At 74.8% G+C, this 12,814-nt stretch carries 12 protein-coding genes; 3 read left to right on the top strand and 9 right to left on the bottom strand.

The genetic code is table 11. The annotated features are described in order from the left end of the window. Nucleotides 1-18: 18 nt before the first annotated feature. Nucleotides 19-660, top strand: a complete 642-nt coding sequence (locus tag D1J60_RS31550) for an SMI1/KNR4 family protein (protein WP_125823454.1) — start codon at nucleotides 19-21, stop codon at nucleotides 658-660. Here the strand turns inward: D1J60_RS31550 and D1J60_RS31545 are convergent. The 5 genes from D1J60_RS31545 to D1J60_RS31525 all read right to left on the bottom strand — a co-directional run bounded on the left by D1J60_RS31545 (nucleotide 647) and on the right by D1J60_RS31525 (nucleotide 5,939). Then, nucleotides 647-1,480, bottom strand: coding sequence for an enoyl-CoA hydratase/isomerase family protein (locus D1J60_RS31545; protein WP_125823453.1), 834 nt, complete (start codon nucleotides 1,478-1,480; stop codon nucleotides 647-649). The genes D1J60_RS31550 and D1J60_RS31545 overlap by 14 nt on opposite strands. 53 nt (nucleotides 1,481-1,533) lie before the next feature. Then, nucleotides 1,534-2,298 (bottom strand): PIG-L deacetylase family protein, encoded by a 765-nt coding sequence (locus tag D1J60_RS31540; protein WP_125600323.1) that lies wholly within the window; start codon nucleotides 2,296-2,298, stop codon nucleotides 1,534-1,536. Nucleotides 2,299-2,344: 46 nt separating this feature from the next. Further along, the gene (locus D1J60_RS31535; protein WP_125823452.1) at nucleotides 2,345-3,655 is read right to left on the bottom strand and encodes an alpha/beta fold hydrolase; all 1,311 of its coding nucleotides are present in this window, start codon (nucleotides 3,653-3,655) and stop codon (nucleotides 2,345-2,347) included. A gap of 141 nt (nucleotides 3,656-3,796) precedes the next feature. Next, nucleotides 3,797-4,882 carry an S-(hydroxymethyl)mycothiol dehydrogenase gene (locus D1J60_RS31530; protein ID WP_125823451.1) on the bottom strand — a complete coding sequence of 362 codons (1,086 nt, stop codon included), beginning with the start codon at nucleotides 4,880-4,882 and terminating at the stop codon, nucleotides 3,797-3,799. A gap of 103 nt (nucleotides 4,883-4,985) precedes the next feature. Then, nucleotides 4,986-5,939 (bottom strand): LysR substrate-binding domain-containing protein, encoded by a 954-nt coding sequence (locus D1J60_RS31525; protein ID WP_125823450.1) that lies wholly within the window; start codon nucleotides 5,937-5,939, stop codon nucleotides 4,986-4,988. 71 nt (nucleotides 5,940-6,010) lie between these two features. On the opposite strand from D1J60_RS31525, the gene D1J60_RS31520 reads away from it, so the two are divergent. Both D1J60_RS31520 and D1J60_RS31515 read left to right on the top strand, forming a co-directional pair. Beyond that, entirely contained in the window at nucleotides 6,011-6,961 is a 951-nt protein-coding gene (locus D1J60_RS31520) for a dihydrodipicolinate synthase family protein (RefSeq protein WP_125823449.1), read from the top strand. 400 nt (nucleotides 6,962-7,361) lie between these two features. Next, nucleotides 7,362-8,132: a transglycosylase SLT domain-containing protein gene (locus tag D1J60_RS31515; RefSeq protein ID WP_125823448.1), complete on the top strand. Its 771-nt coding sequence runs from the start codon at nucleotides 7,362-7,364 to the stop codon at nucleotides 8,130-8,132. Nucleotides 8,133-8,151: 19 nt separating this feature from the next. Here the strand turns inward: D1J60_RS31515 and D1J60_RS31510 are convergent, their stop codons facing one another. The 4 genes from D1J60_RS31510 to D1J60_RS31495 all read right to left on the bottom strand — a co-directional run bounded on the left by D1J60_RS31510 (nucleotide 8,152) and on the right by D1J60_RS31495 (nucleotide 12,799). Next, entirely contained in the window at nucleotides 8,152-8,757 is a 606-nt protein-coding gene (locus D1J60_RS31510) for a response regulator transcription factor (protein ID WP_125600311.1), read from the bottom strand. Next, the gene (locus D1J60_RS31505) at nucleotides 8,757-10,043 is read right to left on the bottom strand and encodes a sensor histidine kinase (protein ID WP_241253468.1); all 1,287 of its coding nucleotides are present in this window, start codon (nucleotides 10,041-10,043) and stop codon (nucleotides 8,757-8,759) included. The genes D1J60_RS31510 and D1J60_RS31505 overlap by 1 nt, the downstream gene beginning before the upstream one ends. Nucleotides 10,044-10,128: 85 nt before the next feature. Beyond that, complete coding sequence (locus D1J60_RS31500) at nucleotides 10,129-11,028, bottom strand: squalene/phytoene synthase family protein (protein WP_125823447.1); 900 nt, start codon at nucleotides 11,026-11,028, stop codon at nucleotides 10,129-10,131. An 88-nt stretch (nucleotides 11,029-11,116) separates the two neighbouring features. Then, nucleotides 11,117-12,799 (bottom strand): serine/threonine-protein kinase, encoded by a 1,683-nt coding sequence (locus tag D1J60_RS31495; RefSeq protein ID WP_206436604.1) that lies wholly within the window; start codon nucleotides 12,797-12,799, stop codon nucleotides 11,117-11,119. Between the last annotated feature and the right edge of the window lie 15 nt (nucleotides 12,800-12,814).

Here is a 12,814-nt window from a genome sequence, read left to right as displayed (position 1 = left end):
GTGCGGCACCATCGGGGCATGAAGACCGACGACTGGGAACCCTTCCTGCGCGCCTGGAGCGCCGAGCGGGAGACGGCCCTGCGCGCCGAGGCCCCCGCGGAGCCGCCCCTCGGCTGGCTGGGCTTCGACCCCGCTCCGCCGGAGCGGATAGCGGCGCTCGAAGCCAGGCTGGGGCTCGATCTGCCGGCTTCGTACCGCTCCTTCCTGGAAGTCACCGACGGCTGGCGGTGGGCCGGGGAGTTCGTGGAACTGCTCGCCCCGGCGGCGGAGGTGGGGCCGCTGCGGGAACGGACGGAGCACCTGTACGAGATGCTCAGCGAGTGGGAGCAGGAGGACCTCGCCGAGGAGGAGGACCAGGAGGACGCGGACGAGGGCGGGGACGATGACGAGGAGGACGCGGAGGCGGGGTCCGTGCCGTACGAGTCCGCGCGGTGGGGCCGGGCGGTCCAGATATCCCTGGAGGGGGACCAGACCTGGCTGATCCTCGACCCCGGCGACGTCAGCGCCGAGGGCGAGTGGGCGGCGTACCGGTTCTCCAGCTGGAGCGGATCCGGTCCGGAGCGGCACGAGTCCTTCGCCGATCTGATGTACGCGGAGTACCTGGGCTTCCGCGCCCTGCGCCGGCCCGACGGCGGGACCCCGCCGGTCACGCTCCCCTGAACCGCGGGGGCCGGCGGGCGGCCTTGGCCCCGTAGCCCTCCGCGGCGTCCTCGGAGGTGAGGGTGAGGGCCGCCGTCATGGCCACCCGGTCCAGGGCGGCGGGCAGGGCGGCGTCCGCGTAGGCGTCGATCGAGCGCTTGATGCCCTGGACGGCGAGCGGGGCGTTCGCCGCGATCTCGGCGGTCAGGGCGCGGGCCTCCGCCTCCAGTCCCGCCCGGGGGACGACCAGTTGGACCAGGCCCAGGCGCTCGGCGGTGGCCGCGTCGATCCGGCGGCCGGTCAGGGCGAGGAACTTGGCCCAGCCGGCTCCGGCCTCCCTGGCGATGCGCAGGTCGCCGCCCGCGTCCACCGCCACGCCCAGCTGGGCCTCGGGCAGGGCGAAGACCGCGTCGTCGGCGGCGATCCGGATGTCGGCCATCAGGGCCAGTTCGAAGCCGAAGCCCAGGCAGTAGCCCTGGACGGCGGCGACGACCGGCTGTGGCAGGCGCGCGAGGACCGAGAAGCGCTCGTGTACCCAGCGGATGCCCTCGTAGTAGTTCCGGGCCCGTTCGGCCGCGGAGTCACCGGTGATGGCGCCGCCGGGGGCGGTCACGTCGATGCCCGCGCAGAAGGCCCGGCCCTGTGCGCGCAGCAGGACCGCGCGCACGTCCGGGTCGAAGCGGATCCGGTCGGCGAGCAGGCCCAGCTGGCGGGTGGACTCCCAGCTCCAGCCGTTGAGCTTGTCGGGGCGGCAGAGGGTGAGGAGCGCGATGCCGTCCTCGACGTCCAGCCGGATGCGCTCCGCGCCCTCGCCCACCTGCCTGCCGAGCGTGTCGATCACCGGGTACCCCACCCCCAAGCCGACTGACGGAGCGTCAGCTTAGGGGGGTCCGGTCAGCGGGGGAAGACCTCGAACGGCACCGCCGGACGGCCGCCGAAGCGGGCGGCGGTCTGCTGGACGTTGCCGGTGAGGAAGGCGCGCACGTACTCCTCGGGGTCCTGGTCGGTCAGCGCGGAGATGTACGCCTTGTGCTCCAGCAGGGACCGGATGGCGCGCTCCAGCCCGGGGCCGGCGTCGACGGCGTGGGTGGGCGTGGTGGTGTTCGCCACCGCGACCCAGCGCACCCCGTCCCACGGCTCCAGGCCCTGCTCGGAGACGAGCTCGGGGAAGATCCACCGGTTGCCCGCGTCGGCGGCGGCGTCCAGGACGGCCCGGCCGACGGCCTTGTGGTCGGGGGTGTTCCAGTACCCGCCGCCGCCCACCCCGCCCCAGGTGTCACGGTGGTTGAGGGTGATCACCAGCTCGGGGCGGTGCCGCCGGATGGCCGCCGCGATGTCCCGGCGCAGGCCGAGTCCGTACTCGACGACGCCGTCGCGGTGGTCGAGGAACTCCACGGTGGAGACCCCGACGACCGCCGCGCTCGCCCGCTGCTCGGCCTCGCGCAGCGGGCCGCACTCGTCCGGGGCGACCCCGTCGATGCCCGCCTCGCCGCGCGTGGCCAGGAGGTAGGCGACCTCGCGGCCGCCGTCCGTCCACTCGGCGATGGCGGCGGCGCAGCCGTACTCCAGGTCGTCGGGGTGCGCGACCACCGCGAGGGCGCGCCGCCAGTCGGCGGGCATCGGCTGCAAGGGCGGCTGCTGCTCAGCTTGTTCGGTCATACGCCGCACCTTAGGCGACGTACCCCCGCCGGGCCCGCACGCACCTCTAGACCTCGTCGCGGACCAGGGACAGCAGCCGGTCAAGGACGCGGGGGCCGCCCGCGCGGAGGCCGTCGTGTTCGAACTCGTCCGTCACCCAGGTCCGCAGGCCGCGGACGGCGCGGGCCGTGGCCAGCGAGTGGGCGGTGTCCACGTACATGTCGTCGTGGTAGACCGCGGCCGCCACCGGGACCTCGTTGGCGGCGAGCCGGGCCGGGTCGTAGAGGGGCTCCCAGCCGGTGCGGGACGCCAGCACGTCGGCCGTCTCGCGGAGGGGGGCGAGGGCCGGGTCACTGGTGAAGTGCCAGGGGTGGATGCTCTCGCCGGTGAAGAGCACGGGGCCGTCGCCCGCGAGGGCCTTCGCGGCGTCGAAGCGGGGGTGCGCGGCGCGGACCCGCTCGGCGGCCCAGTCGGTGGGGGCCGCCGGGTCCTGGGCGTAGATCGCCTCGTGGAGCAGGGCGTAGAGGGGGTGGCCCGCGAAGGAGAGGTGGGCGTGGACGGCGTGCAGGAAGGCGTCCGAGAGGGCGGGGCCCGCCGGGGTGGTGACGAAGGCGTCCTCCAGGAGGTAGTGCAGCTGGTGGCTGCCGTCGCCGGCGCCGAGCATCAGGCCCAGGGACTGGAAGGCCTCGGTGGTGAGCCGGTAGCCGCCGGGGAGTTCGGCGGGGCGCTCGGCGAGGTGGGCGGCGATGCGGCGGGCGCGCTCGACGTCCATCGGGTAGCGGGCGTAGTGGGCGAGGTTCTTGCGCTCGACGCGCGGGTATGCGGCCTCGTACACCTCGGCGGCGGTGGCGTGGAGGGAGGGCAGCCCGCCGGTGATCAGGGCGGCGGCCAGGCCCTCGGGCGCGGTGGAGAGGTAGTGGGTGGCGCAGAACCCGCCGAAGCTCTGGCCGAGCACGGTCCACGGCGCGCCGCCGGTCAGGGCGGGGCGGATGGCCTCGGCATCGCGCACGATGGAGTCGGCGCGGAAGTGCGTGAGGTGGGCGGCCTGCTGGTCGGGCGTGCCGCGCGCGGGCAGGGTCTGCCGGTTGAGGGGGGTGGAGCGGCCGGTGCCGCGCTGGTCCAGGAGGAGCACCCGGTGGTCGGCGAGGGCCCGCTCCAGCCAGGCCTGGCGTCCGGTGAACCGCCGCGCCCCGAAGCCGGGTCCGCCCTCCAGGTACAGCAGCCAGGGCAGCCGCTCGGGGTCCTTGTCGTGGGCGACGACCTCGCGGGCGTACAGCTCGATCCGTTCGCCGCCGGGGCGGTCGTGGTCGAGCGGCACGGTGAAGTGGTGGTCGGTCAGGACGACACCGGGCTGGCGGTAGCTGCGCGGGAGGGTCACGGACGGCCCCTGGGGTGTGGGTGCGGATCCCCCTCCCCGCGCCTTCGCCGGATCGCGGCGGGGCCCGTGGCCGGGGCTGACGTCCCGGCCGAGTTTATGCCCCGTGCCCCGGGGCCCCTGGCCGGGCCCCGGGGCGGCGGGTCAGAAGACCACCACGGAGCGGAGCACCTCGCCGCGCTCCATGCGGGCGAAGGCGTCCTCCACCCCGTCGAGCGGGATGGTCTCGGAGACGAACGCGTCGAGGTCGAGCCGGCCCTGGAGGTACAGGTCGACCAGCAGCGGGAAGTCGCGCTCGGGCAGGCAGTCGCCGTACCAGGAGGACTTGAGGGCGCCGCCGCGCCCGAAGACGTCCAGGAGCGGGAGTTCGAGCCGCATCTCGGGTGTCGGTACGCCGACCAGGACCACGGTGCCGGCCAGGTCGCGGGCGTAGAAGGCCTGCCGGTAGGTCTCCGGGCGGCCGACGGCCTCGATGACCACGTCCGCGCCGTTCCCGCCGGTCAGCTCCTGGATCGCCTTGACCACGTCCTCGGTGCGCCCGTTGACGGTGTGGGTGGCGCCGAGGCCGCGCGCCCACTCCAGCTTCCGCTCGTCCAGGTCCACGGCGATGATCCGCGAGGCGCCGGCCAGCCGCGCGCCGGCGACGGCCGCGTTGCCCACTCCCCCGCAGCCGATGACGGCGACCGAGTCGCCCCGCCCGACGTTGCCGGTGTTCAGGGCGGCGCCCAGGCCCGCCATCACGCCGCAGCCGAGCAGTCCGGCGGCGGCCGGCGATGCGGCGGGGTCCACCTTGGTGCACTGACCGGCGGCGACGAGGGTCTTCTCGGCGAAGGCCCCGATGCCCAGGGCTGGGGAGAGCGGGGTGCCGTCCTCCAGCGTCATGGGCTGGGTGGCGTTGTGGGTGTTGAAGCAGTACCAGGGCCGGCCGCGCTTGCAGGCCCGGCAGGCGCCGCACACCGCACGCCAGTTGAGGACCACGAAGTCGCCGGGGGCGACGGAGGTGACGTCGGGGCCGACGGACTCGACGACGCCCGCGGCCTCGTGGCCGAGGAGGAAGGGGAACTCGTCGTTGATGCCGCCCTCGCGGTAGTGCAGGTCGGTGTGACAGACCCCGCAGGCCTGGATCTTTACGAGGGCTTCGCCGGGCCCCGGGTCGGGCACGAGGATCGTGGTCGTCTCCACCGGTGCGCCCTTGCTCCGCGCGATGACCCCTCGTACGCGATGTGTCACGTCGTACCCCGTTCTGTTCGGATCGGTCCGATCGGCCGGATCGGTCTGGATCATCGAACGTACACGGGCGCGGCTGTCCAAGGGAGTTGTGCGGGCCTTCGCGTCACCCCCCGCTTCCGGTTCCGGCCAGATCCGGCGGTACGCAGGCGCGCAGCGCGGCGGTGAAGGCGGCGACGGCGGGGTGGGCGGCCGCGCCGCTGCGGAAGGCGACCTTGGTGCGGCGTTCCATGTGCAGCCGGGTGAGGGTGATGGCGGGGTCCGCGGATCCGGTCATTCCGAGCTGGGGGACGACGGCCACCCCCTGCCCGGCCGCGACCAGCGCGAGGACGGTGTCGAACTCGTCGACCTCGTGCCGGATCCGGGGGGTGAACCCGGCCGCCTGGCAGGCCCGTACGGTCATGGCGTGGCAGAGGGTCCCGGGGGTGGCGGTGATCCACGGCTCGTCCTGGTGGGTGCGCAGGACCGCGCCCTGCTCGGAGCCGCCGTCCGGCGCCGGGGCGGCCCGGGTGGCCGCGGGGGGCGGGGCCGCGGGGGCCGCCAGGTACATCGCCTCCCCGTACAGCGGGCGGGTGCCCAGTCCCGGCTCCGGCGGCGCGGGGACGAAGTCGTACTCGTGCACCAGGGCCACGTCCAGGTCCCCGGCCCGCAGCGCGTGCGCGACGGCGGCCGGGTCGGTCTCGCGGATCCTCGGCTCCAGCCCCGGGTGGCGCCGGGCCAGGTGGACCAGGGCGGCCGGGACGATGGCGCGGGTGGCGGTGGGGAAGGAGCCGACGCGCAGGACTCCGGCGAGGCCGCTGCGGGCCTCCGCGAGGTCGGCGTCGGCCTGCTCCAGGCGCTCCAGGACGGCCTCGGCGTGGCGCACGAGGTTCTGGGCGGCCGGGGTGAGGCGGACGCGGCGGCCGGTTCGTTCCAGCAGGGGCAGGCCGGCCTCGCGTTCGAGGACGGCCAGCTGCTGGGAGACGGCGGAGGGGCTGAAGGCGAGGGCCTCGGCCACGGCGGCGATGGTGCCCCGGCGGGCGAGTTCCCGCAGCAGGCGCAGGCGGCGGACGTCGAGCATCGGCTCAGCTTACGGATCAGCGAAGAAATGCGAACTGGATTCGGCGCTCGGTCCGGGCGAAGCTCTTCTGCATGCGACAGGAAACGCCCCAGGGCGGGCAAACGGCCCATAGCGACCCTTTGATCCTCGACGGGATCCACGTCCCGCTCGTCACCCCGTTCACACCCGGCGGGGAGGTCGCCGCCGAGGCGCTGGAGGCCCTGGCCCACGAGGTCCTCGACGCGGGGGCCGCCGGGATCGTGGCCCTCGGCACGACGGGCGAGGCCGCCGCGCTGGACGAGGCGGAGCGGGACCTGGTGACCGGGATCTGCGCGCGGGTCTGCGGGGAGAGGGGCGTGCCGCTCACGGTGGGGGCGGGGGCGAGCGGGACCCGGGCGAGCGAGGCGTCGCTGGCGCGGCTGGCGCGGTGGCCACAGGCCCGGGCGGCGCTGGTGACGGTGCCGTCGTTCGTACGGCCCTCGGCGGCGGGGGTGCTGGCCCACTTCGCGCGGCTGGCGGAGGTGAGCCCAGTGCCGCTGATCGTCTATCACGTCCCGTACCGGACGGGGCGGCCCCTGGACGCGGACGCGCTGCGGGCGCTGGGCTCGCTGGCCGGGGTGGCGGGGGTGAAGTACGCCGCGGGCGGGATCGACGCGGAGACGGTGGCGCTGGTGGGCCGGCTGCCGGACGGGTTCTCGGTCCTGGCCGGGGACGACGCGTATGTGTCCCCGATGCTGGCGCTCGGCGCCTCGGGGGCGGTGCTCGCCTCGGCCCATCTGGCGACGGGGCGGTTCGTGGAGCTCGCGGCGGCCTGGCGGGCCGGTGACGTCGGGCGGGCCCGGGAGCTGGGGCACGGGCTGGCACGGGTGTCGGCGGCGGCCTTCGCGGAGCCCAACCCGGCGGTGGTCAAGGGCGTGCTGCACGCACAGGGCCGGATCCCCGCCCCGGACGTGCGCCTGCCCCTGCTGCCCGCGTCCGGGCGGGCCGTGGACGCCACCCTGGAGGCGCTGGCCTCCCTCCGAGGGGCCGGACCAGGCCGATGAGGAGCCGGGCCAGGCCGACGAGCGCCCGAAATGCCCGATTGAACACCCTTCGGCACCCTCGTACCGGTCGCCCGAATCGGCAGTATCGGGCCGCCAATTGACCGTATTGCGCGAGGCGGACCCAAACCTGCCGGACCCGTGATGTGGGTCACGCGGGGCCGAACAACATCAATTCATCCGGAACGGCCGATTCCCTTTCCCCGGAAAGGAAATCGGCCGTTCCTTGATCCGCAATTCATGGTCAATTACCGCGCAATGCCCGAGAAGTCGATCTCCCGGTGGAATTCGTGTCTTGTTCCCGCGCCGCGCGCTCGCCTACGGTCACCTCACTCCCCGCGGCCGACTGCCGAATCCGGCCGCCGCCGGGGCTCTCCCGTACCCCCACGTGAGGAACAGCGCCATGCCCCGACACGGCAAGCACCGTCGGCCGAAGCAGCACTGGATCGCCCGCAAGCTGGCGGTCGCCGGCACGGGTGGAGCGGCTCTCGCCCTCCCTCTGATCAGCGCCACGACGGCCGGGGCGACCGGCACGCAGCCCGCCTCGCTCGTCAAGGCGGCCGTGGAGAAGGCCACCGCGGTGCAGCCGTCGGTCGAGAAGTCGGCCACGGAAAAGGCGTCCGTGCAAAAGGCGGCGGCAGCCCTGACCTATTCGGTGGTCGGCGGTGACACCCTTTCGAAGATCGCCTCCGCGCATTCCGTGAGCGGCGGCTGGCAGGCGCTCTACGAGGCCAACCGGAGCACCATCGGCTCCGATCCCTCGGTGATCCGTCCCGGCCTGAAACTGAGCCTCGGCGCGGCGGCCCGCGCGGCCGCCGTGAAGCCCGCCGCCAAGCCGGCCACCCCGGTCTACGCGAACAACCTCGACGGCTGGATCCGGCAGTCGCTGGCCATCATGGCCCGGCACGGAATTCCCGGCAGCTACAACGGAATCCACCGCAACGTGATGCGGGAGTCCTCGGGCAACCCCCTCGCCATCAACAACTGGGACATCAACGCCCGCAACGGCATCCCCTCCAAGGGCCTGCTCCAGGTCATCGACCCGACCTTCCGCGCCTACCACGTCCCCGGCACGCCCCTGGACTCGTACGACCCGGTCGCCAACATCACCGCGGCCTGCAACTACGCCGCCGCCCGCTACGGCTCGATCGACAACGTCAACGGCGCCTACTAGGAACCCGGCCGACGGGCCGTCAGAGCCAGCCCTGGCGGCGGGCCGCGCGGACGGCCTCCATCCGGTTGCGGGTGCCGGTCTTGCCGATGGCCGCCGAGAGGTAGTTGCGCACGGTCGACTCGGACAGGTGCACCCGGCCGGCGATGTCGGCCACCGTGGCCCCGTCGGCGGCGGCGTTCAGCACGTCGGTCTCGCGCGCGGTCAGCGGGTTCGGGCCGGCGCCCAGCGCGGCGGCCGCGAGCGCCGGGTCGATCACGGTCTCCCCGGCCAGTACCCGGCGGACCGCCACCGCCAGCTCCTCCACCGGCCCGTCCTTGACGAGGAACCCCGCGGCCCCGGCCTCCATGGCCCGGCGCAGGTAGCCGGGCCGGCCGAAGGTGGTCAGGATCAGCACCCGGCAGTCCGGCAGCCGGGTGCGCAGCTCCGCGGCGGCGTCGAGGCCGCTGAGACCCGGGAGCTCGATGTCGAGCAGGGCCACGTCGGGCCGGGCCTCCAGCGCGGCGGGCAGGATCTCGTCCCCGGCGCCCACCTGGGCCACGACCTCGAAGTCCTCCTCCAGCCCCAGCAGCAGGGCGAGCGCGCCCCGCATCATGCCCTGGTCCTCCGCCAGCAGCAGCCTGACCATCAGTGCGTTCCGTCCCCTCCTGCGGCCGGATCCGCCGGGAGCCCGGCGGTGACCCGGAAACCGCCGTCCGCCGCCGGGCCCGTGGTGAGCGTGCCTCCCGACGCGGCGAGGCGTTCGCGCAGGCCCGTCAGCCCGCAGCCCGACGGGGTCGAGCCTACTGCGCCCGTACCGTTGTCCGTGATCACCAGGCGGACCCGGTCCCCGGTGCCGTCCAGCTCGATCTCGCAGCGGGAGGCACCGCTGTGGCGGACGGCGTTGGTGGCGGCCTCGCGGACCACCCAGCCCAGCAGGGCCGCCGTCTGCGGGGGCAGCGGGGGCCCGGACTGGCGTACGACGGGCTCGATGCCGGCAGCGGTCAGCGCGGCGCGGGCCCGGTCGAGCTCGGCGGCCAGGCTCGCCTCGCGGTAGCCGGTGACGGCCTCCCGGATCTCGGTGAGCGCCTGCCGGCCCACCGACTCGATGTCGCGGACCTGGTCGAGGGCGGCGTCCACGTCGCGCGGTGCGATCCGGCGGGCCGCCTCCGACTTCACCACGATCACCGACAGGGTGTGACCGAGCAGGTCGTGCAGGTCCCGGGAGAAGCGCAGCCGCTCCTGGTCGACGGCGGCCCGCGCCAGTTCCTGCCGGGTCTCGCGCAGTTCCCGTACCGTCTCGGCCAGCGCGAGGATGGCGGCGGTGACCATGCCGGACAGGAAGGTCCCGTAGACGATGCCGAGCGCGTCCCAGCCCTCCCACAGCCCCGCGACGACTCCGGCGACGGCCGTGACGGTGAACATCACCGGGGCGAGCCCGCGTCCCCGGACCACCGCGCCGGTGGCGAGGCCCAGCAGCGGGAAGAAGAGCAGCCAGTCGCCGCCGTAGCCGCCGGCCATGGCGCAGGTGACGGCGGCCAGGGCGCCCAGGCACCAGCGGGTGGCGGCGGCCTCCCGGGCCGGCTTGTGGAAGGCCCGGAAGACCAGGGTGACGTAGAGGGAGTTGAAGACCAGCAGGCCGGCCACGCCGACCCAGGGGTCGGGGGTCTCGCCGTGGACGATGTTGGAGATCGCCCCCATGCCCAGGAGCAGCCAGGGCAGCAGGGTGAAGGCGTTGGGCGGGCCCATCGGGCCGCTGCCGTAGTCGGGGGCCTCCCCGCGCGCCTTGCGGGCCTTCTCGCTCGCCCGCCATTCCGCCTTGCGGGCGGCCCATTCGGCCTTCCGGTCGGCCTTCCGGTCGGCCGCCGCCCCCTTGCCCCGCATGTCCGGTCCCTCTTCCGTCCTCGTGCCGCCCGTTCGGGTGTGCTCTGTCATGTCCTTCACGTTAGGTACCGGGGCGGGGCGGCGGCAGATCCGGCCGTACGGTCCTGAGCAGTACAAATGTCACCGCGGGTCGAGGTCACCGGCGCCGCAGTGCGCGGACCAGGGTGCCCACGGGGGCGGCCAGGCCGTAGCCGACGTCCTTGCGCAGGGCGCCGGTGCCGGCCTTCTCCACCGCGGCCAGCTGGTGTCCCATCAGCTCCGTCATGGCGGCGACCACCGGCCGCAGGCCGGGCTCGGTGAGGTCGAGGACGCCCCCGGCCGCGGCGAGGGCGGTGCGCGCGCGGGCGCACTCGGCGGCGAGGAGGGCGCGTACCTCCGGGGTCTCGCGGGCCTGTTCGAGGTCGGCGCGGGTGACGGAGTGCTCGGCGAGGCGGGAGCGCGGGATGCAGAGCCGCCCCTCGGCGAGGTCGCCGGCCAGGTCGGCGAGGAAGTCGACCCGCTGGGCGGCGTCTACGAAGGCGCGCCAGCCCGCCGCCTGGGCGGGGTCGGGTCCGCCCTGGTACTGGAGCCCGGTGAAGACCATGATCCCGGGCCAGGCGTAGGCGTCGAGGTAGGCCTGGAAGTCCTCCTCGGCGGCGAAGCCGTCGAAGGCGGCCTCGGCGGTGGCAGCGCCGTCGAGGAAGCGGGTGATCCAGTGGTCCGGCAGGCCCCTGCAGCGGACGGCGTGGGCGTAGGCGCGCAGCAGCGGGTCGGGGCTGTCGCCGGTCGCCAGGGCCGACTCGACGCGGCCGGCCAGCGCGGCGAGTCCGGCGGCCCGCACGGCCGGGGTGCCGGTCTCGGCGACGTCGTCGACCAGGTTCATGAAGGCGAGGCCCGTGGAGAGCCAGGGCACCAGGGGCGGTGCGGCGAGCAGGCGCAGCGTGAGGTACGGGGCCGGTTCGCGGCGCAGCACCCGGCGGGCGGCGTGGGTGTGGTCGGCCCGCAGCCGGGGGTCGGTTATCCCGGCCTGGGTGAGGGTGCTGCGCCAGCTGGGCATGGGGGACCGTGCTCCTTGGACCGTGTCTGCCGTACGCGGGTGCGCGTACGGGGTGCGCGTACCGGTGCGCGTGTACGGCTACACGATGTCAGGAGCGGTACACCTTCTTCACGTTGCCCTGGGTGTCGGCGTGCACGTAGCCGCCGCGCCCGTACTCGTCGGTGAGGTAGGGGCGCATGGAGGCGGAGGCGTCGAAGATCCAGGGCTCGATGATGACGTAGCGGGAGGTGGGCTTGGTGACGCCCAGTTCCTGCTGCGCCCGTTCCAGGAGGCCCGGCAGGGCGTCCCACTTGACGGCCGCCATGTCGATGGGCGGCTCGTCCGGCTTGACGGTGCCGCCGGGTCCGTCGTTCTTGACCTGGCCGTCGCGGTACTCGTACCGGTCGTAGGTGTCGGCGCCGGGGGCGGTGGGGATGGAGGCCAGCACGTACCCCTCGTAGACGGTCATCTCCACGAAGGTGGTGGTGCCGGTCTTCTGCTTGAACGCCTCGATGACGGTACGGACCTTGTCGGGCGTCAGGAGGCTGCCCTTGGCGGCCGAGGCGGGGGTGCCCTGCGGCTTGGGCGTGGCGGCCCTGGGGGTGACGGGCGGCTGGGCGGCGTTGGTGGCCGGGGCGGAGGCCGTGGAGACCTTGGCGCCGGGGTCGCCGGACGTGCCGTCGGGCAGGGCCTGGACGAGCCCGGTGACGCCGCCGGCGAGGGCCAGCGCGAGGACGCCGCCGATCAGGGCAGCGCGGCCGCGGCCCCGGGCGGGGGCCGGGACGGGGGCGGGGACGGGGGCGGTGGGCCCGTACGGGGAGCCGCCGCCGGGGGTGAAGGGCCGGGTGCCGGAGGCCGTGGGGGGCGGCCCGTACAGGCCGGGGCCCGCGACCGGGGCCGGGGCCGGACCGGCGGCGGGGGCAGCGGCTCCGGCACCCGCGTCGAGAGCGGTGCTCGCACCCCGGAGCAGTGCTTCCAGTTCGGCGCCGTCGGGCCGCGCGGCGGGATCGCGGACCAGCAGCCGCTCCAGTACGGGTCCCAGCGGGCCCGAGCGCACGGGCGCCGGGATCGGCTCGTCGAGGACGGCGACGACGGTGGCCAGGCTGGTGGCACGGCGCAGCGGGTGCGTCCCCTCGGCGGCCACGTACAGCATCATGCCGAGCGACCACAGGTCGGAGGCCGCCAGGCCCTCCTCGCCCCGGCACCGCTCGGGGGCGATGTACTCGGGCGAGCCGATCAGGACGCCGGTGGAGGTGAGGGCGGTCGCCCCGTGCAGGGCGGCGATGCCGAAGTCGGTCAGTACGCCCGCCCCGTCGGGCCGCAGCAGGACGTTGGCCGGCTTGACGTCCCGGTGGAGGACGCCCTCGGCGTGCGCGGCGCGCAGCGCGGAGAGGATGTCGAGCCCGAGCCGCACCACCTCGGGCAGCGGCATCGGTCCGGCGGCGAGCCGGTCGTGCAGGGAGCCGCCCTTGAGGAGCTCCATCACGATCCACGGGTGGCCCTCGGTGCCCGGGGCGGGCTCCACGATGTGGTGGATCGTCACCACGTTGGGGTGGGCGAGGCGGGCCAGGGCCCGCGCCTCGCGGATGGCCCGCTCGCGCAGCTGGACGGCGAGGTCCGGCTGCGCGGCGGCGGTGGCGGGGTCCGGCGGGCGCACCTCCTTGAGGGCGACCTCGCGGTGCAGTGCGATGTCGCGGGCGCGCCACACCGTGCCCATGCCTCCGGCGCCCAGGGGGTCGATGAGTTCGAAACGGCCGTCGATCAGCCGTCTGCCGGCCTCACTGTTCTCCATGGGCGGTCATCGTAG

Origin of the sequence: Streptomyces sp. W1SF4, assembly GCF_003950035.1 — a bacterium.
Taxonomy (GTDB): domain Bacteria; phylum Actinomycetota; class Actinomycetes; order Streptomycetales; family Streptomycetaceae; genus Streptomyces; species Streptomyces racemochromogenes.
This window is presented reverse-complemented; position numbering and strand designations above follow the sequence as displayed.

What these genes read in the sequence shown, in the direction of transcription:
- D1J60_RS31500 (WP_125823447.1), bottom strand. Translation starts at nt 11,028, where the DNA reads ATGCCCAGCTGGCGCAGCACCCTCACCCAGGCCGGGATAACCGACCCC.
- D1J60_RS31550 (WP_125823454.1), top strand. Translation starts at nt 19, where the DNA reads ATGAAGACCGACGACTGGGAACCCTTCCTGCGCGCCTGGAGCGCCGAG.
- D1J60_RS31540 (WP_125600323.1), bottom strand. Translation starts at nt 2,298, where the DNA reads ATGACCGAACAAGCTGAGCAGCAGCCGCCCTTGCAGCCGATGCCCGCC.
- D1J60_RS31495 (WP_206436604.1), bottom strand. Translation starts at nt 12,799, where the DNA reads ATGGAGAACAGTGAGGCCGGCAGACGGCTGATCGACGGCCGTTTCGAA.
- D1J60_RS31510 (WP_125600311.1), bottom strand. Translation starts at nt 8,757, where the DNA reads ATGGTCAGGCTGCTGCTGGCGGAGGACCAGGGCATGATGCGGGGCGCG.
- D1J60_RS31515 (WP_125823448.1), top strand. Translation starts at nt 7,362, where the DNA reads ATGCCCCGACACGGCAAGCACCGTCGGCCGAAGCAGCACTGGATCGCC.
- D1J60_RS31520 (WP_125823449.1), top strand. Translation starts at nt 6,011, where the DNA reads ATGCGACAGGAAACGCCCCAGGGCGGGCAAACGGCCCATAGCGACCCT.
- D1J60_RS31505 (WP_241253468.1), bottom strand. Translation starts at nt 10,043, where the DNA reads ATGACAGAGCACACCCGAACGGGCGGCACGAGGACGGAAGAGGGACCG.
- D1J60_RS31525 (WP_125823450.1), bottom strand. Translation starts at nt 5,939, where the DNA reads ATGCTCGACGTCCGCCGCCTGCGCCTGCTGCGGGAACTCGCCCGCCGG.